The sequence below is a fragment of the Bradyrhizobium sp. CB1015 genome, from assembly GCF_025200925.1.
In the GTDB taxonomy this organism is placed as follows: Bacteria; Pseudomonadota; Alphaproteobacteria; order Rhizobiales; family Xanthobacteraceae; genus Bradyrhizobium.
Map to the genome: position 1 here is coordinate 2273599 of NZ_CP104174.1, position 15708 is coordinate 2289306.

The following is a 15708-nucleotide window of genomic DNA, read 5'->3' on the forward strand; positions in this document are numbered from 1 at the left end:
CCCTTCGACACACCGATATCAGGAGCTGCAACGATGAGAGAAGGCGACATTCGCGAGCGAGCGTTTGCGATGCCATTGACGAGCCCGGCCTATCCGCCGGGGCCCTATCGCTTCATCGATCGCGAGTATCTGATCATCACCTACCGCACTGATCCTGAGAAGTTGCGCGCGCTGGTGCCGGAGCCGCTCGTGCCGGATGGCGACGTCGTCAAGTATGAGTTCATCCGCATGCCGGATTCGACCGGCTTCGGCGACTACACCGAGACCGGCCAGGTCATTCCGGTCACGTTCCGCGGCCGCCAGGGCGGCTATTCGCACTGTATGTTCCTCAACGACGAGGGGCCGATCGCCGGCGGCCGCGAGCTTTGGGGCTTCCCCAAGAAGCTCGCCGATCCTACGCTACACATCGAGGTCGACACGGTTGTCGGCACGCTCGATTACGGGCCGGTGCGCATCGCCACCGGGTCAATGGGTTACAAGCACAAGACTTTGGATTTGGCGGCTGTTAAGGCATCGCTCGCCGCGCCGAACTTCCTCCTCAAGATCATTCCGCATGTCGACGGCACACCGCGCGTCTGCGAGCTCGTCGAGTACTATCTCGAGGACATTACTGTCAAAGGCGCCTGGACCGGTCCGGCCGCGCTCGACCTCCGCGCGCATGCGCTGGCGCCGGTGGCCGAGCTACCAGTGCTCGAGGTCTTGTCGGGCGTCCACATTATCGCCGATCTGACCCTCGGCTTGGGCAAGGTCGTGCACGACTACTTGCGCTGAAAGGAGAGGGCTAGCTCATGCCGGACGTCATGTCCCTTCTGCGCCAGCTGAACCGATAATAGATGTCCAGCACGTCGCTGGGCCGAATTCGGGAGTCATCACATGAAGATCGTCGTCATCGGCGGCACCGGCCTGATCGGCTCGAAGACCGTCGCCATTTTGCGCCAGGGCGGCCATGAGGTCATCGCCGCTTCGCCCAACACCGGCGTCAACACCATCACCGGCGAGGGGCTCAAAGAGGCCCTGGCCGGCGCGCAGGTGGTAATTGATCTCGCCAATTCGCCGTCATTTGAAGACAAAGCGGTGCTAGAGTTCTTCGAGACCTCCGGCCGGAATCTCCTCGCAGCGGAGGCCGCAGCGAACGTCCGGCACCATGTCGCGCTATCCATCGTCGCAACCGACCGGACGGATAATGGCTATTTCCGCGGCAAGGTTGCCCAGGAGAAACTGATCGAGGCCTCCGGCATTCCATACACCATCGTCCGTTCGACCCAGTTTCTGGAATTTCTCGGTGGCATCGCCGATTCAAGTTCAGATGGAAAAACGGTCAGGCTGCCGCCCATCCTGTTCCAGCCCATCGCATCGGACGACGTTGCTGCGAACGTCGCCGAAGTGGCGGTCGCGGCGCCACGAAGTGGCATCGTCGAGATCGCCGGCCCGGAACGAGCCCCATTCAACGAAATCATCGCCCGCTATCTGAAGGCGCTCGGCGATCCGCGAGAGGTCGTGAGCGATCCGGAGGCCTTATACTGGGGCGGTCGGGTCGAGGAGAAATCGCTGGTGCCGCTGGGCGAGGCACGCCTCGGCCGCATCGGTTTGGACGAATGGCTCCGCCGCTCACAGCCAAAAGCCTGATCCCACGACCAGTCTGCGTCCCGGACAACCAACAAAAGAGACGACTATGATGATCAAACTCGTTGCGTTGGTTCTTCTGTGCCTCACCGCCGGCACCGCGGTGGCTCAGGAGCCGAAGGTCACGCCACTGATGTCCAAGGATCTTGCGGAGACTCCCGGCCGGGAAGCTCTGATGATCACGGTGGAGCACGCGCCCGGCGGATCAAGCGCGATCCATCGGCACAATGCCCACGCGTTTGTCTACGTGCTGGAGGGCTCGGTGGTGATGCAGCTGAAGGGCGGACAAGAGGTGATGCTGACGCCGGGACAGTCCTTCTATGAAGGCCCATCTGACGTTCATGTCGTCGACCGGAACGCGAGCGCCACCCAGCCGGCGAAATTTCTGGTGCTCCTGATCAAGGACAAGGGTGCCCCGGCGCTGGTACCAGTACAATGATCGTACGTACCCCAAGTGCACGAAACCAACTGGGGAAAGCCCTGCCTGATTGAGGCCTTCGCGAAGCGGAAGCGGCATCCGGCTATCGGCTACGATCGGCCATGTTACGTTCTCGACAGGCCCGTGTGCAGCGCTTCGAGAATATGGGCCGCGAAAATACCGGTGCTCAGCATTGCCAGAAACGCGACCAACATCTTCATGGAGCCTTTGTATGGTCAGCTTTCAGCTGCATGACGGTGCGATCGCGATCGCGGTTTGCGCCATGCGGCAGCTGGAGAGCTGTTCGGTCCTGTGTTGATTTTTGGTTGCGGTCGCATAGCTGTGTGATCCGGGGCCGAGCACCTCGACGGTCGCGGTAGCGCCCGCAACGAGTTCGTCTCGCTCGGTGCCTTCTAGCGCGATCCGGACTGGGACACGTTGCGCCAGGCGGACCCAGTTGAAGGTCGGGTTGACGTTGGCAAGCAGGGTCGAGCCGTTGCTGCGATCGCGGTCCTCGATGCCGGCTGCAACGCTCTCGACCTTGCCCAGCAACGCACGGCTGCTTCCCATCAGGCGCACGTTGACGGGATCGCCGATATGGATGCGCTGCAGCTTGGTTTCCTCGAAGTAGCCCTGGACGTGCAGCGTGCCGGTGTCGAGCAGCGCCATCACGCCCTTTCCGGGGGTGAGGTAGGCGCCCGGCCGCAGCTCATTGTTGGTGACAATGCCGCTAACCGAGGCCCGCACCTCGCTGCGCTCGATGTTGAGCTTCGCAAGTGCAACGTCCGCGACGGCTTGGTCATAGGCCGCCTGGGCCGAGCCCTGGATGGCGACAACCTGGTCCATCCGCTGCGTGGAAACCACGACGCCGGGCGTCAGCGCACTGTAGCGCTTCAGATCGGCGCTGGCGTTGTCGAGCGTGGCGCGCTTGCCTTCCTGTACCGCCTCTGCCTGCTTGAGCGCGATTTCATAGCGCGCCCGGTCGATCCGGAAGAGCACGTCACCCTTTTGTACTTGCTGATTGTCCCGAACCAGAACCTCGCTCACAAAGCCGGAAACATCGGGAGCCACGGGCACCACGTCGGCGCGTACGTGGCCGTCACGGGTCCAGGGCGCATCAAAGTAGTAATCCCACAGCTTGTAGCCGGCCCAAAGCGCGACCAGCACGATGAGACCGGTCAGCGCGAAAGGACGCAGCGAATTCACGACGGCTTTCATGACACCAACTCCTTAGAGGCGAGGTGAGGAACGGGCGTGACGCCATCGGGCGCCTCTCGATCCCGCCGGCGTCTGGCGGCCTCGAAATCGTGCATGCCGGTCTGCCATTGCAGGCCGACGATTGTCCCCTTCATGGGCTGTAGCAGAAAGAAGGCGGAAAGCCCGGTGACAGGGAGCCAGATCAGCAATTGAAGCCAGGCCGGAGGTGAATAGGTCATCTCGACGGCAAGAAGCCCTGGCACGACGAGGTGGCCGACGATCGCGATCACAAGATAGGCCGGAAGGTCATCGGCGCGTTGCGGCGTGTAATCTTCGCCGCAGACCTCGCAGTTGCCGACCACCTTGAGAAAGCGGCCGAACAGACGGCCTCGACCGCAGTTCGGGCACTTCATCGTGAACCCCCGCCATAAGGCTTTCTGGAATGAAACGGGTGCTGTCATGAGAATAACTCCGTGGAGCCCAAGACGAGGCCGGTGACCAGGCAGATGAAAAGCGCGAAATCGAAGAGTGCGGGATGCCAGATCCATCGATAGAGGCCGATACGCGCAATCAGCTTGCTGACGAGGCGCGCAAGCACGTAGGCAACCACGCTCCAGAGCAGGAGCGTCGGAACGAGCACGCCGAAAAGGTCAAGTTGGTAATTCATGCGGCGATCGTCCCAGATTCGATTTGCTGTGCTTGATAGGCCGGCGACTCCGGAAAGAGCCCGGAACGAACGCCGGTGAGACCGATCAGCACGTGATCGCGGGCTTCGCTCGAGGGTTCCTGCAACGTCAATGCGATGGTGCTATCGAGCTGTCCGATTAGGCCATCTGGAAGCGGCCCCGCCGCATGGATCCTGCAAATCGGGGCAAGACGAGCGAAAAAGGCTTCGACTGCCGCTCTTGTGCAGCGTGACAGGCCCAAGCTCGCCCGCCTCACGCCGACAATGTTGAGCGCCGTCCGAAGCTGGCGGAGATTGGCGGCGCCGCTCCTTGCGTCGGCAGGAACGACGGTGATGCGCGCAGCAATCAGGGCGAGGCGATGCTGCATAAGACTGGCAAGCGCACAGGGATCTTGATCCGACGTACGCTCGGCGACCGATGCAAGCGTAGTCCAATTGCTTCGTAGCAACCGGTTTGCGATCCAGTCAGCCCCGACCAGGCGAACCATGCCGCAGGTCACGCCGGTCAGCGCCACGCCCAGCATCAGCGCAACGCTGGAGTTGGCATAGGAGGTAAAGTCGGCCGAATAGGTCTCGGTCAACGCCAGTTGCACCGAGAGATAGATGGCGAGTATGGCGCCGAGGCGTGCGGTCGCGGGTCGCGCAGCCATCCAGCCGAATAAAAGGAAAATCGGCATCAATGCGACAATGAGCACCTCGAGAGTCGTAATCCGCGGCAGCACGCCAAACAGGTAGATGCCATGCACGGCGATAACGATGAGGAACACGCCGTAGAAATTGCGAAACGCTGGAAGCGGATCGTCCACGCCTGCCAGGAAACTGCCGACGACGGCGGCAAAGAGCGGAGCGGCAACCCCGTCCGACCAGCCGGTCGCAATGGAGAAGCAGCTGCAGCAAAGCACCGCAAGGGCTACGGACCCGGCCGCCAGCAGCGCAGACCAGTGGTCGCGATGCGGAACGGCAACAGCCGCGGCGCCATGAGAGAAGACCAGAGGAAGCGCTTCCGGATTGCGCCCCTCTGAGATGGCCTCGCGCAGGAGCTGGCAATCCTGCATGACGTCGATGAGGTTGCGAAGCCGCGCAACGAGACCGAAGATCGTGATCTCGATCCAGTCAGCATCCACGCTCGGTGTCGGTCGTACGTCATCGAGTGCTGCGCGCAACGCGTTTGCTTCCTGTCCATCGCCCCAACTCGCTTCGAGCCATGCCGCTATCCTTGTGCAGATGGAGGCAACGCGCGCAGCCGCCTCGTCCTGCGAGTTGATTGGCAGCTTGCGGTCTTCGATCGATCCGAGCAGCGGAAGCAGCGATAGCATATGCTGCCGGAGGCGCTGCAGCGCTCGCACGATATTCGCGGAAGCGGTCGCCTCATAGCCGAGATGGCGCCCAAGCTGGTCGATTTCGGAGGCCGCAGCGGCAAGACGCATGCGTTCATTGTCACGCTTCTGATCGCTGCCGCGGCCCGTCAGGACGTCCGCAGCGAGCCGGCGCGCGCCGGCGAGCCATGCGTCGGTTTGTGCGGTGACTGCGGAAGCCACGCTGCGGGGCAGCACGAGCATCGCGACGACGCTCGCGCAGACGATTCCGAGCGTGATCTCCTGCACGCGGGAAACCACGATGTCGAAGGCCGACTGGGGCGTCGAGACGATGGGAAATCCGAGCAGCGCTACGGTGTAGCCGGCCAGCATGAAGACGTAGCTGCGCGGCGTGCCGTCGATCAGCGAGAGATACAGGCAGATGCCAACCCACAGCGCGATGCAGAGGCTGAGCAGCTCCGGCGCATTGACGAGGTTCGGGATCAGCACGATCGTTCCTGCCGCGCCAATCAGCGTGCCCAGAATGCGGTAGACGGCCTTGGAGGTGGTCGCCCCCGTGAACAGGTTGGAGGTGATATAGACCGACGCCATGGCCCAATAGGGGCGCGGCATGTCCAGCAGCAGCGCGATCGAGAACGCCAGCATCGCCGCTGCAAAGGTCCGCAGCGCGAAGATGAGGGCGGCATGTCGATCCCGGAATGAGGCAATTTGGGTCATGGCGATTGTGGCGTCGGCGGACAGTTGCTTTAGCAGTGAGCGATGCTTCTATGTCCGATGCATGACTTCGCGTCGGTCAGCGACGCTGTTGCAAATGCGTTCGAGACGCATTGCTGCAACCCTGAACGCTCCATCCTGCAGTCAGCAGGATCGGACGACGTCTGGGCGACGCCGATGACGTCCGGCTTCAGAATGTTCACGAACATCAGAAGGCACAGGATTTTGCCAGCGAGCACGGCGAGGCACAGAACGTCTTTCATGTCGTTCCCCGATCAATGGGTTTTGGCTGCACTCGTCGTACGGGTTCTGGACTGCCGTGGCTTTGCCCGGGTTGCCGATGCATTTTCATTTCTTGCTGTCGGAGCGGCGGCCGGAGCCTCTTCGACCGTCGCGAACGCATCGAGCGGGCTGCGCCGCGCGGTCAGAGGTTCGTCTTCGCGAACGACGTTCGGCGCGGGCCCGGACGCAGCAGCGTGCGTCACTGGCGCGCGCCCAGGGTCGAACACCACCCGTTCCGGCCATTTGTGATCCGAGCGGATGCGCAAATTGGCCCGTTCGCTCGGAGCGATTGCGGAATGCGAATGAGCACGGGGCGCTGGAAGCAACCAATCGGCGGCAAACAACGCCACAAGCAGGACGCTTCCCACCCACACAAAGTACTGACGTATCGGCATGGCAGGCGGTCTCTCAGTGACCTACCATGGCGAAGATAGTCGTATGACGGCTCGCGGGCTTTGCATCGCGTGCTGTCGTCTTATCATTTGTTGCTGCCGGCTGGTGCGCAAACGATATGCAGGTTCAGGCAAAAACCGAAAGCGACTGCCTGATATCCGCCAGAGAGGATTTGGACCCTTGTGATCCCGCCGCTTGACGATATTGACCTGGCGCCTGCCCGGTCGCCTGCTTGAAGGCCCGCGTAAAATTGGCTTGGCCTGAGAAGCCCAGCGAGAGCGCGATGTCGACCAGCGGGAGATCACCGCGTGTCAAAAGCGTTTTTGCGCGCTCAAGACGCCTCGCACTGACGTAGCGATGCGGCGCTTGACCAATGGCTTGCCTGAAGGCTCGTGCGAAATGAAATCGACTGAGACACGCAATCGATGCCATGCGATCGATGCTGAGATCTCCTTCGAGGTTTGCTTCAATGTAGTCCAGCACACGGGAGAGTCTGCGCCGATCGAGCCCGTGGTTTGTATGGTGAGGAAAGGATCGAGCGGATAATGCGCTGGCGTATCTCTGAACTAGCCTCGCTGCCAGGCTGGCCGCGAGGGCATCGACAAGCAGATTGCCGGTGGAGGTTTCCGTCTTTAGCTCCGATGCGACCGCAAAGCCGATCTCGGCCAGTAGCGGATCTTCGAAAGCGCTCTCGTAGCTTAGCGCGCCGACTACGGATTGATGGATATCCGTATTTAGATGGGCCGACGAGAAATAGCTCAGTGGAAGATGGAGATGCAGGAATTCCGGCGTATCTTGAGCAAAATCAACCGAACCGTCCTGCAAACCAGGAGGAGAGAACCAAACCGCACCACGCCTCGCGACTATCCGGCTCTCGATGCCAGGCGCCCGGCGTGTTACAGTCGATTCACCGCTGCTACGGAGAGCGACGCAAATCCTGATATCGGATTGTGGGGTCCTCCATGGAACCAAGCCTCTTCTCGCTGTGCACAATTCGGCCGACAAGCCAGACCAGCCCCGACCGGCTGAAGACAGCAGCAGCTTCCCGGGACAATCGGTTTCACCAGCGCCGCGGTGCGGCCACGGCTCATAGTGGCCTGCGGCGGTCGGTTCTGATTGCGTCACCATGGGGCGCTCCGGGATCGCATCCATCATTGTTGCGAACTAACTTGGCATAGGCGGCGCAATTTGCTCGTTATCGGTTGTTAGAGGCTGTCAGGGTTTGTGAGTCTCACACATCGCGAACAATCGGCTCACACGAGATAGCCGGAGACCCCGTCCCACAGCAGTTTCAGCGCCGTCACGACCAGCAATCCGTAGCAGACCCGATAGATCTGGCGTTGGTCCAGGCTTCCGTGAAGCCGCCAACCCGCCCACACGCCAGCGGGAATGGCGAGCAGGCAGATCGCCATCAATGTCCAGACGTTTCCGGTCGGCTTGACCAGCAGGAGCCATGGCACGGCCTTGGTCGCGTTGCCGACGGTGAAGAACAGGCTGGTCGTGCCTGCGTAGATCTCCTTGCTGAGGCCGAGGGGCAACAGATACATCGCAAGCGGCGGTCCGCCCGAATGCGTTACCATGGTCGTGACTCCCGAGGCGAGGCCAGCCGTGATCGCCTTCGGCGTCGAACGCGGACGAGTTATCACCTCCGCGCCTGCGGCAAGCCACAGTGCCACGAAGATCAACGTGGTCGCGGCCATCGCGATCGCGATGGCGCGGTGATCAAGGAAGCGGAACAGCAGATATCCAAATCCAATGCCGGCCACGAGACCCGGTAACAGCAGCAGAAGATCTGGCTTCGACCAGGTCGAAGGCCTCCAGTAGCGAAGGGCGAACAAGTCCATCGCGATGAACAATGGCGCGAGAAGGCCGCCGGCGGTGACGGGATCCATTACGAGCGACAATAGCGGAATGCCCACAATTGAGAATCCGCCGCCAAACGCGCCCTTCATGAAGCAGATCAGGAACACACCGGCAAAGGCGATCAGGATCGTGGCGACGGTCAGCTCCATGGCGCCGACTCCATGGTTGGCGCGCGCCGGCGCTCGCGTGAGATCGTGACGGCGGGGTTCACCATCTCTTGGTCCGCTTGACCAGAGAATGTGATGAGACCGTCAACTGCCGCCTCGATCTGAAAACGGCGGATGCCGATGTCCCGCAGTGCGCGGTCGTCGAGATCGTGAAGGCAGGCAATGGCGGTCCGCCGGCCGAGATAGCCCGCGAGTCTCTCGCAAGCGCCGGCAAGCAGCCGAGATGCGATCCCGGACCCCTTGATGGCAGCAGGAAGGATGATCGTCGAGACTATCGCAGGCATTTTGGATCCAATGCTCCGAGGCGAGATTTCAATGCTCCGGGGGAGGGGCTTCACGGCCGGCACTGATAGCGGCTCGTGATTTGGTTCTGAACGCCGGCCCAGGTCGAGTAGAATGTTCCGATACAATACTCGGTGCAATCGAAACATTGTACGGAGTACAATTTCAAGCTTCGGCTGAGGCGGATTGTCAGAGCCGGCCGACACGGAAGCCCAGCGGTCCACGCAATGGCGGCCGACACTCAGTCCTCCGCCGAATTTGGAATCATCCACGCCGAAACCGTCTGCCAGACGCCGTCGCTCGATTTGCGCTGATACGTGACGAAGTCGGCGTCGTCGCTGTACTGGATTTCGTACCGATAGGATTCGAGATGCCTTGTCATTGAACTCTCCTGTGTTGAGACGGCGCTTCTCGCGTCATCATCCAAAAACATCGATTGGAAAGCCCGCTTCAGAAAGGGCCATAGATGGAAAGGGTCCTTCCAGGCAGCGGAAGGCTCGCTCGAATGGCCAACCGGATCATCTCAGGCGATGCCGCCTTCCGCCGTCCGGGGCGATATGGCAAGATCGGGAGGTATCCTCCCGAATTTTGGAAGGGATCCGATGGATCGCCTGGAAGCGATGTCGACCTTTCTGACCGTGGTCGAGCAGGGCAGCTTGTCCGCCGCGGCGCGTCGGTTGAAAACGCCACTCACAACAGTCAGTCGCAACGTATCCGAGCTCGAGGCTCACCTGCGGACCAAACTCTTCAACCGGTCGAGCCGGCAGCTGGTGTTGACGGATGCAGGCACGTCCTACGTTGCGGCTTGCAAGCGCATTCTCAACGATGTGAGCGAAGCGGAGCGTACCGCCTCCGGGGAGTACACCACGCCGACGGGCGAGCTGGCCGTGACCACCCCGCTGGGCCTTGGGCGCATCATTCTGATGCCGATCATCGCGGACTTCCTCAAGACCTATCCGGACATCAAGGTCAGGATGATCCCCACCGATCAGAAGCTGAGCCTGGCCCAGGAGCAAATCGACGTTGCGGTGCGCATCGGCGAGTTGCCGGATTCGAGCCTGGTCGCGCTACGGCTCGGCAGGACGCGCCGAGTGGTGTGCGCCAGTCCCGCTTATCTGGCGGCGCGCGGAACGCCGCGTACGCCTGAAGATCTGGCCGGACATGATTGCATCAGCTATCCCGGCTTCTCGCCACCCGACGTCTGGACATTCGTCAGAGGCAAGGCGACCATCGCGGCGCCGGTGCATACGCGGCTCATTGTGGGCAGCGCGGAAGCAGCTTGCACGGCAGCCCGCGCTGGCGTGGGAATTTGCATCGCCTTCGCTTACCAGCTCGAAGCTGCTCCCGAAGCAGGAGCATTGAGAACCGTGCTGGATGAATTCCAGCCACCGTCAATGCCGGTTAATCTCGTCTACACGGCCAACCGGTTTCTGCCGATCAAGGTGAGAGTATTCCTGGACTTTGCAGCACCGCGGCTGAAGCGAGCTTTCGCCGAGTAGATCCCGACAGTGTGAGCTCTGCTGTCGAGCTTCCAAAATCCGGAAGGATGACTCCCGGTTTCCCCGCCTGTTGACCCGGGCCTTTCGCCCCACCTCCCAGTCACGACCTGCCGGAAACGGCGTTACCAACTGGAGGCGAATATGGGTGAAGTCATCCAATTTATCCCGAAGGCCGAGCGTGAACGGCTCCGCCTGATACGAGAAGCCCGCGCGATCTACGACAGCGTCTTCCCGCCGGGCGATCCGGTCAGCGGGCAGCCCGACAGCGCACCGATCGTCATCAACGGAACCTGGATTCATCGGGGCGGCGAACCGTTGTCGTGATCCACGACTTCGCCGTGTTCGATCGCCAATCATTAGGAGCAATCGTCATGTCAATCCGCAACACGCTTTTCGCCGCCGCATTCGGTATCGCTTCTCTGACGGCGGCCCACGCAGAAGGGCTGCGTCCCATTGAGGCCAAGAGCATTAACCTCGGCCGGATATCGGGGGTCGCCTACTACACCGTCGAGCGCGATGGATTTCGCGTGGTCGCCACTCTGGCGCAAGGCGAGACAGGAACACCGTTCCGCGTCGTATCTCTTCTCACACCTGGTCAGCGCCTGCTGCTCTCGACACCGCAGCCAGCGGGCGTGATCGAAATCAGCCGGGAAGGGGACAGCGTGCTCGTTCGCAAACTGAACACAGCCTCGAACTGAACCCGAGTTGAACGGCTGCGCTCACCAAGGAGCACGGCCAAGGAAAACTGCATATGTCGACCATCCACCTTCATCGAACCACCACGGCGACGCCCGAGCAGTACGTCGCCGGCCTGACTGATTTCGGGCCTGGTCGCTCGAAGCTCTTTAGCAACAGCGCCGATGCGTATCTCAAGGTGCATCACTGGGGCGACTCCTTCGCCGATGTCACGGAAGGTTCGGGCGGAATCTGGGAGCGCCTGGATTATGACTGGTCTGATCCTGACCGCGTCGTCCTCACGACAACCGACTCCAACGTGTGGGGTGGTGCCTCGCGTCACACCTACACCTTTACGCGTAAATCCGACGGCACGGCCAACATTGATGTGGTCGTGATACGCGACGGCAAAAACCTGATGGGGCGGCTGCTCGGCTTCGTGCTCGGGACCATCGGCAGGGGTGTTCTGGAGAAGGCGTTTGAAAACTCCGTAAAGGCCATCGAAGCCCGGAACAGCAGGGCTGGACGCCCAGACCCAGACATTTCCGACCTCGCCGCTTAAGCAGTTGGCTAGCACCCCGATGCTCTCGTTGCCGGCGCATGGTAGGATGTTGCCCAGAGTTCTGGTTGAGAGATCACCCCAACGGACTGCTCCGGAACCGGCAATGGTGAAACGGCTGAAGGAAACTGCGCCACCGCAGCGAAATCAGCGCGCGCGGGCCCCGCGCTCCGGGCGGCCGTCCTTGCTTGGCCGAGAAGTCGAACTTGCTCTCATCGATCAGCTTCTCGATAAGATCCATGACGGAGGAGCTACTCTCTTTATCAGCGGGGCACCGGGAATTGGAAAATCAGCGCTGCTCGAGGAGGCCAAACACAGGGCCCGTGAACGGGACATCGTCGTGCTGGGCATGACCGGCGTGCTCGCTGAAGTTAATCTGGCGTTTGCCGGACTTCAGCAGGCATTGCGTCCACTCATGAAGCTGGCAAAGGCTTTGCCGCCCCGCCAGCAGTCTGCCTTGCTGAATGCGTTCGGCCTGGGCGAGAAAGCTCCTGAACCACCCGATGTCTGGCTGGTCGCGCTTTCGACACTGACGCTGCTCACCGAGAGCGCAACTCACAAACCGATCCTGCTGGTCGTTGACGATGCGCAATGGCTGGATGAAGCGACGCGTGACGTGCTGTCGTTTGTCTCTCGGCGCCTGAGTTCGGATTCGATCGTTCTGCTACTCGCTCTACGAGAGGGTTTTTCTCTTCCATTTGGTGACGCCGACACATTGCGGCATGTCGTTTCTGCGCTCAGCGAAGTCGATGCGGCCCGCCTGCTCGACATCCGGGCCCCTGGCCTTTCCGGGAAGCTGCGCGACCGCTTTCTCAAGGAAGCCGCCGGCAATCCATTGGCGTTGGTAGAGTTGCCGCACAGCTTGCGAACTGAGGACGATGGGGAAGCTCCATGGCTTCCCTTGACGGAGCGACTTGAACGCACCTTCTCCAGCCGCTTGTCCGGCCTTCCGGGCGCCACTCAGATGCTGTTGAACGTTGCCGCTGAAAACGACGGAACGTCTCTCCACGAAATCCTGCGGGCCGGCGAAGTTCTGCTGACCCAGAATATCGGTGTCGAGGCCCTTGCGCCCGCCGTCTCCGCCCAGCTGATCGATCTCGATGCAATGCAGGTGCGGTTTCGACACCCGCTCGTGCGATCCGCTATCCATCAAGCCGCCGACGTCGCAACGCGCCAAAGGGTTCATTCCGCGCTCGCGGCGATCATCGAGGATCAGGACCGCCGACTTTGGCATCGTGCTGCGGCGACTGTGGGGCCCGACGATGACCTGGCCGCCGAGCTCGATCTCATGGCGAACCGTGCGCAGAGCCGGGGCGCCAACACCATGGCCATCGAGGTTCTGCAGATCGCGGCAAAGCTGAGCAGCACGGCGCAGGCCAGGAGAGAACGTTTTTTGCAGGCCGCTGAGATTGCAACCGACCTCGGACGGCCAGGGTTGCTGGAGCACCTGTTGCGGGGGGCCGAGGTGGAGCCGTCGGATAAGCTGGGCATCGCCCGGGTCGGCTGGTGCCGCGAGATGAGTCAACCGCTCATGGTCGTTGATATCGGCAAGATTTCCGCGCTTGTAAATCTTGCTGACCAGGCGCGCGCGGCTGGCGCGAAGGATTTGGCGAGCAATCTTCTCTGGCGAGCGGCGCAACGCTGCTGGTGGAGCAACGCGAGCAGCGAGCTTCGCGCGAGCGTCCTCACCGGGGCAAGATCACTCGAGTTGTCGGAGCTCGACCCACGCGGCATCGCCATATCCGCCTATTCCGAGCCGCTTCGACGAAGCAGCGAGGTATACGCGGGGCTGAAGTTGCTTTCGCAAAAGGGCAGCCACGAACCGCATGTTGCGCGAATCCTGGGAAGCACTGCGAACGTCATCGGCGCGTTTGACCTTGGCGTAAGTTTCCTGGCTGAGTCCACCGCGGGGCTGCGCAAACAGGCGCGAATCGGCAATTTGGCGCGTGCGTTGTTCGCTCAGGCATGGGCTGAAATGGAAGTCGGCGATTGGATCGGGGCGAGGCGAGAAGCTGAGGAAGCCGCCCGTTTTGCCGAGGAGACCGGATCAGCTGTATGGACGGCAGCGGCCACGATCGTGAAAGCGCAGCTTGCGGGCATGCAGGGCAGGCTTGAGCAGGCCGAGACATATGCGATGGAAGCCGAGCGCCTGGTCTTGTCGACTGGCGCCAGTTTCCTGCTAGCGATGCTGCAATTGGGGCGCGGCATAACGGCCATCGGTGCCGGTCGGCATTTGGAGGCCTTCGAGCACCTGCGGCGCCTGTTTGCGCCGGCCGATCCAGCTTTCAACTCTGGCCTGCAATTCTTTGCGCTGGCCGACTTTGTCGAAGCGGCCGTCTATTCCGATCATTCGCAGGATGCGCGAAAGCTGATCGATGAGGTCGAGCGCGTATCCGCTCCGGATCCGGTGCCGTGGGTCGCAACGATGTTATGCTACGGTAAGGCGCTGATCGCGACAAATGAGGAGGCAGAGCAATACTTCCTGAAGGGGCTTGGGCCGGCTGCAAAGAATTGGCCCTTCCTGCGAGGGCGCCTGCTGCTCGGTTACGGCGCGTGGCTTCGCCGACAGCGCCGCTCTTCCGATGCGCGGGCGCCGCTGCGTCAGGCCCGCGATATCTTCGACGCGCTCGGCGCTTCGCCCTGGAGCGATCGCGCCCGGGAGGAGTTGCGCGCAGCCGGCGAGGCAAGCCTTCGCCGGACAGCACAGGTTTGGGAAAGTCTGACCCCACAGGAACTGCACATCGCACAGCTCGCGGCCCAGGGGCATTCGAACAAGATTATCGGAGCCAGACTCTATCTGTCTCATCGGACCGTCGGCTACCATCTGCAGCGGGTCTTTTCGAAGATTGGGATCACCTCGCGGTCCGGCCTGTCGTCCGTTCTGGCTACAGCCGGTAATACGGCCCAGTGACCGGGTCTGTCATCGGACTGGTCATTTGACGGATGCCGCCCGCGCCCTCCGACATCTACCTTCCATGCGTGCAAACCTGCGACGAATGGTAGGAGGCCGCCTTGGACATCAGATTGGAACAGCCGCCCGCTGTGAACCGAAATGAACCGCAGCCTTGTTGTCACTCCTGGACGGCTGGTGGCCAGACCAAACTGGTATTGTCTTCGAAAAATCGTGGCTGGTCGTGCTTGTCGGCGGAAATGCGGTACGTTGGAAAGGGCGTGATTCCCTGGCGCGGTGCGCTGTCCGACATCGAAGTTTGCGTCGACGTGTGCGGCAATGGGTCGCTGGTCACACGGTGCGCCTCCACGATCCAGGACTCGACTGTCGCCCTCCAGAATACTGTTTGGCTCACTCCTCCGAGCTGGAATGAGGGTTCCATCGCGATCGCCGGCGATCTGCCCGAGATCATGCATATTCATCTTCCCCCAAGCCAATTCACCCCGGGCAGGCTGGGCCTCCACGTCGACAAATCCGTGATCGGCGCGCTGAGATATGACAACGCATTCCGGGATCCGCTGCTGGGCGAGATCGCCCGCGCCCTTGCGTCAGAACTGCAGGATGAGACCTCGGCCGGCAGGCTGCTGGTTGAATCCTTGGCCAACAGCATGGCGGCCAGGCTCGTTCAAACGCACTCCGGTGCACCGACAAGCCAGCCCACTGTCTCTGCTTCAAAGGAAGGCCTAGATCGTCGCAGGCTGGCCCGTGTGCTGGATTACGTCGAGGCAAACCTGGAAGGCGATCTTACTCTTGATGGCATGGCTTCGATCGCCTGTCTGAGCCGATACCATTTTGCCCGCGCCTTCAAGCAGGCCGTCGGACATTCTCCTCATCGCTATGTCAGCATCAGGCGCCTTGATCGCGCGAAAGCCCTGTTGATGCAAGGTGATCGATCGTTGGTGGATATTGCGCTGGCGCTCAGCTTTTCCGACCAAGCCAGTTTCACACGCGCATTCAGCCAGGCAACAGGACGGGCGCCCGGCCAATATCGCCGCGAGTTCGGCTCGCGACAACACGATTTTTCGCCAGCTGATATCAGGCAGGCTCTTCCGGTGCTGGCGTGAATCCGGAGGCCGCGTCATCAC

The 15708-nt window shown here is 61.5% G+C and carries 18 protein-coding genes; 9 read left to right on the plus strand and 9 right to left on the minus strand.

Annotated features, from left to right (window positions below):
* Window positions 1-33 precede the first annotated feature (33 nt).
* The 3 genes from N2604_RS10285 to N2604_RS10295 all read left to right on the plus strand — a co-directional run bounded on the left by N2604_RS10285 (window position 34) and on the right by N2604_RS10295 (window position 2062).
* Window positions 34-771: an acetoacetate decarboxylase gene (locus N2604_RS10285; protein WP_260374601.1), complete on the plus strand. Its 738-nt coding sequence runs from the start codon at window positions 34-36 to the stop codon at window positions 769-771.
* Window positions 772-873: 102 nt separating this feature from the next.
* Window positions 874-1626, plus strand: coding sequence for an SDR family oxidoreductase (locus N2604_RS10290; protein WP_260374602.1), 753 nt, complete (start codon window positions 874-876; stop codon window positions 1624-1626).
* A gap of 46 nt (window positions 1627-1672) precedes the next feature.
* Window positions 1673-2062: a cupin domain-containing protein gene (locus N2604_RS10295; RefSeq protein ID WP_260374603.1), complete on the plus strand. Its 390-nt coding sequence runs from the start codon at window positions 1673-1675 to the stop codon at window positions 2060-2062.
* 222 nt (window positions 2063-2284) lie between these two features.
* On the opposite strand, the gene N2604_RS10300 is transcribed toward N2604_RS10295, so the two are convergent.
* The 9 genes from N2604_RS10300 to N2604_RS10340 form a co-directional block, all read right to left on the minus strand.
* Window positions 2285-3259, minus strand: coding sequence for an HlyD family secretion protein (locus tag N2604_RS10300; RefSeq protein WP_260374604.1), 975 nt, complete (start codon window positions 3257-3259; stop codon window positions 2285-2287).
* Window positions 3256-3651 (minus strand): DUF983 domain-containing protein, encoded by a 396-nt coding sequence (locus N2604_RS10305; RefSeq protein ID WP_409241698.1) that lies wholly within the window; start codon window positions 3649-3651, stop codon window positions 3256-3258. Before N2604_RS10305 ends, N2604_RS10300 begins: the two co-directional genes overlap by 4 nt.
* A 44-nt stretch (window positions 3652-3695) precedes the next feature.
* Window positions 3696-3905, minus strand: a complete 210-nt coding sequence (locus tag N2604_RS10310) for a DUF1656 domain-containing protein (protein ID WP_211406814.1) — start codon at window positions 3903-3905, stop codon at window positions 3696-3698.
* A complete protein-coding gene (locus N2604_RS10315; RefSeq protein WP_260374606.1) occupies window positions 3902-5884 on the minus strand; it encodes an FUSC family protein in 1983 nt (660 codons plus the stop codon). Before N2604_RS10315 ends, N2604_RS10310 begins: the two co-directional genes overlap by 4 nt.
* Window positions 5885-5985: 101 nt before the next feature.
* On the minus strand, window positions 5986-6216 hold the full coding sequence (locus N2604_RS10320) for a hypothetical protein (RefSeq protein ID WP_260374607.1): 231 nt from the start codon (window positions 6214-6216) through the stop codon (window positions 5986-5988).
* Window positions 6217-6754: 538 nt separating this feature from the next.
* Window positions 6755-7756 (minus strand): helix-turn-helix domain-containing protein, encoded by a 1002-nt coding sequence (locus tag N2604_RS10325; protein WP_260374608.1) that lies wholly within the window; start codon window positions 7754-7756, stop codon window positions 6755-6757.
* Window positions 7757-7881: 125 nt separating this feature from the next.
* Window positions 7882-8640: a sulfite exporter TauE/SafE family protein gene (locus N2604_RS10330; protein ID WP_260374609.1), complete on the minus strand. Its 759-nt coding sequence runs from the start codon at window positions 8638-8640 to the stop codon at window positions 7882-7884.
* The gene (locus tag N2604_RS10335; RefSeq protein WP_260374610.1) at window positions 8631-9005 is read right to left on the minus strand and encodes a DUF1127 domain-containing protein; all 375 of its coding nucleotides are present in this window, start codon (window positions 9003-9005) and stop codon (window positions 8631-8633) included. Before N2604_RS10335 ends, N2604_RS10330 begins: the two co-directional genes overlap by 10 nt.
* 176 nt (window positions 9006-9181) lie before the next feature.
* On the minus strand, window positions 9182-9322 hold the full coding sequence (locus N2604_RS10340; RefSeq protein ID WP_260374611.1) for a hypothetical protein: 141 nt from the start codon (window positions 9320-9322) through the stop codon (window positions 9182-9184).
* 220 nt (window positions 9323-9542) lie between these two features.
* Here N2604_RS10340 and N2604_RS10345 point away from each other — a divergent pair, with 220 nt between their 5' ends.
* The 6 genes from N2604_RS10345 (at window position 9543) to N2604_RS10370 (ending at window position 15687) form a co-directional block, all read left to right on the plus strand.
* Window positions 9543-10439 (plus strand): LysR family transcriptional regulator, encoded by an 897-nt coding sequence (locus N2604_RS10345; protein WP_260374612.1) that lies wholly within the window; start codon window positions 9543-9545, stop codon window positions 10437-10439.
* Window positions 10440-10580: 141 nt separating this feature from the next.
* On the plus strand, window positions 10581-10763 hold the full coding sequence (locus N2604_RS10350) for a hypothetical protein (protein ID WP_260374613.1): 183 nt from the start codon (window positions 10581-10583) through the stop codon (window positions 10761-10763).
* Window positions 10764-10810: 47 nt separating this feature from the next.
* Window positions 10811-11137 carry a hypothetical protein gene (locus tag N2604_RS10355; protein ID WP_260374615.1) on the plus strand — a complete coding sequence of 109 codons (327 nt, stop codon included), beginning with the start codon at window positions 10811-10813 and terminating at the stop codon, window positions 11135-11137.
* 53 nt (window positions 11138-11190) lie between these two features.
* The gene (locus N2604_RS10360; protein WP_260374616.1) at window positions 11191-11676 is read left to right on the plus strand and encodes a hypothetical protein; all 486 of its coding nucleotides are present in this window, start codon (window positions 11191-11193) and stop codon (window positions 11674-11676) included.
* A gap of 103 nt (window positions 11677-11779) precedes the next feature.
* Entirely contained in the window at window positions 11780-14584 is a 2805-nt protein-coding gene (locus N2604_RS10365) for a LuxR family transcriptional regulator (protein ID WP_260374617.1), read from the plus strand.
* A 101-nt stretch (window positions 14585-14685) separates the two neighbouring features.
* Window positions 14686-15687 (plus strand): helix-turn-helix domain-containing protein, encoded by a 1002-nt coding sequence (locus N2604_RS10370; protein WP_260374618.1) that lies wholly within the window; start codon window positions 14686-14688, stop codon window positions 15685-15687.
* The last annotated feature ends 21 nt before the right edge of the window (window positions 15688-15708 follow it).

What these genes read in the sequence shown, in the direction of transcription:
- N2604_RS10330 (WP_260374609.1), bottom strand. Translation starts at nt 8,640, where the DNA reads ATGGAGCTGACCGTCGCCACGATCCTGATCGCCTTTGCCGGTGTGTTC.
- N2604_RS10290 (WP_260374602.1), top strand. Translation starts at nt 874, where the DNA reads ATGAAGATCGTCGTCATCGGCGGCACCGGCCTGATCGGCTCGAAGACC.
- N2604_RS10360 (WP_260374616.1), top strand. Translation starts at nt 11,191, where the DNA reads ATGTCGACCATCCACCTTCATCGAACCACCACGGCGACGCCCGAGCAG.
- N2604_RS10355 (WP_260374615.1), top strand. Translation starts at nt 10,811, where the DNA reads ATGTCAATCCGCAACACGCTTTTCGCCGCCGCATTCGGTATCGCTTCT.
- N2604_RS10340 (WP_260374611.1), bottom strand. Translation starts at nt 9,322, where the DNA reads ATGACAAGGCATCTCGAATCCTATCGGTACGAAATCCAGTACAGCGAC.
- N2604_RS10320 (WP_260374607.1), bottom strand. Translation starts at nt 6,216, where the DNA reads ATGAAAGACGTTCTGTGCCTCGCCGTGCTCGCTGGCAAAATCCTGTGC.
- N2604_RS10305 (WP_409241698.1), bottom strand. Translation starts at nt 3,651, where the DNA reads ATGAAGTGCCCGAACTGCGGTCGAGGCCGTCTGTTCGGCCGCTTTCTC.
- N2604_RS10310 (WP_211406814.1), bottom strand. Translation starts at nt 3,905, where the DNA reads ATGAATTACCAACTTGACCTTTTCGGCGTGCTCGTTCCGACGCTCCTG.
- N2604_RS10345 (WP_260374612.1), top strand. Translation starts at nt 9,543, where the DNA reads ATGGATCGCCTGGAAGCGATGTCGACCTTTCTGACCGTGGTCGAGCAG.
- N2604_RS10285 (WP_260374601.1), top strand. Translation starts at nt 34, where the DNA reads ATGAGAGAAGGCGACATTCGCGAGCGAGCGTTTGCGATGCCATTGACG.
- N2604_RS10350 (WP_260374613.1), top strand. Translation starts at nt 10,581, where the DNA reads ATGGGTGAAGTCATCCAATTTATCCCGAAGGCCGAGCGTGAACGGCTC.
- N2604_RS10315 (WP_260374606.1), bottom strand. Translation starts at nt 5,884, where the DNA reads ATGCTGGCGTTCTCGATCGCGCTGCTGCTGGACATGCCGCGCCCCTAT.
- N2604_RS10300 (WP_260374604.1), bottom strand. Translation starts at nt 3,259, where the DNA reads ATGAAAGCCGTCGTGAATTCGCTGCGTCCTTTCGCGCTGACCGGTCTC.
- N2604_RS10365 (WP_260374617.1), top strand. Translation starts at nt 11,780, where the DNA reads ATGGTGAAACGGCTGAAGGAAACTGCGCCACCGCAGCGAAATCAGCGC.
- N2604_RS10295 (WP_260374603.1), top strand. Translation starts at nt 1,673, where the DNA reads ATGATGATCAAACTCGTTGCGTTGGTTCTTCTGTGCCTCACCGCCGGC.
- N2604_RS10325 (WP_260374608.1), bottom strand. Translation starts at nt 7,756, where the DNA reads ATGGTGACGCAATCAGAACCGACCGCCGCAGGCCACTATGAGCCGTGG.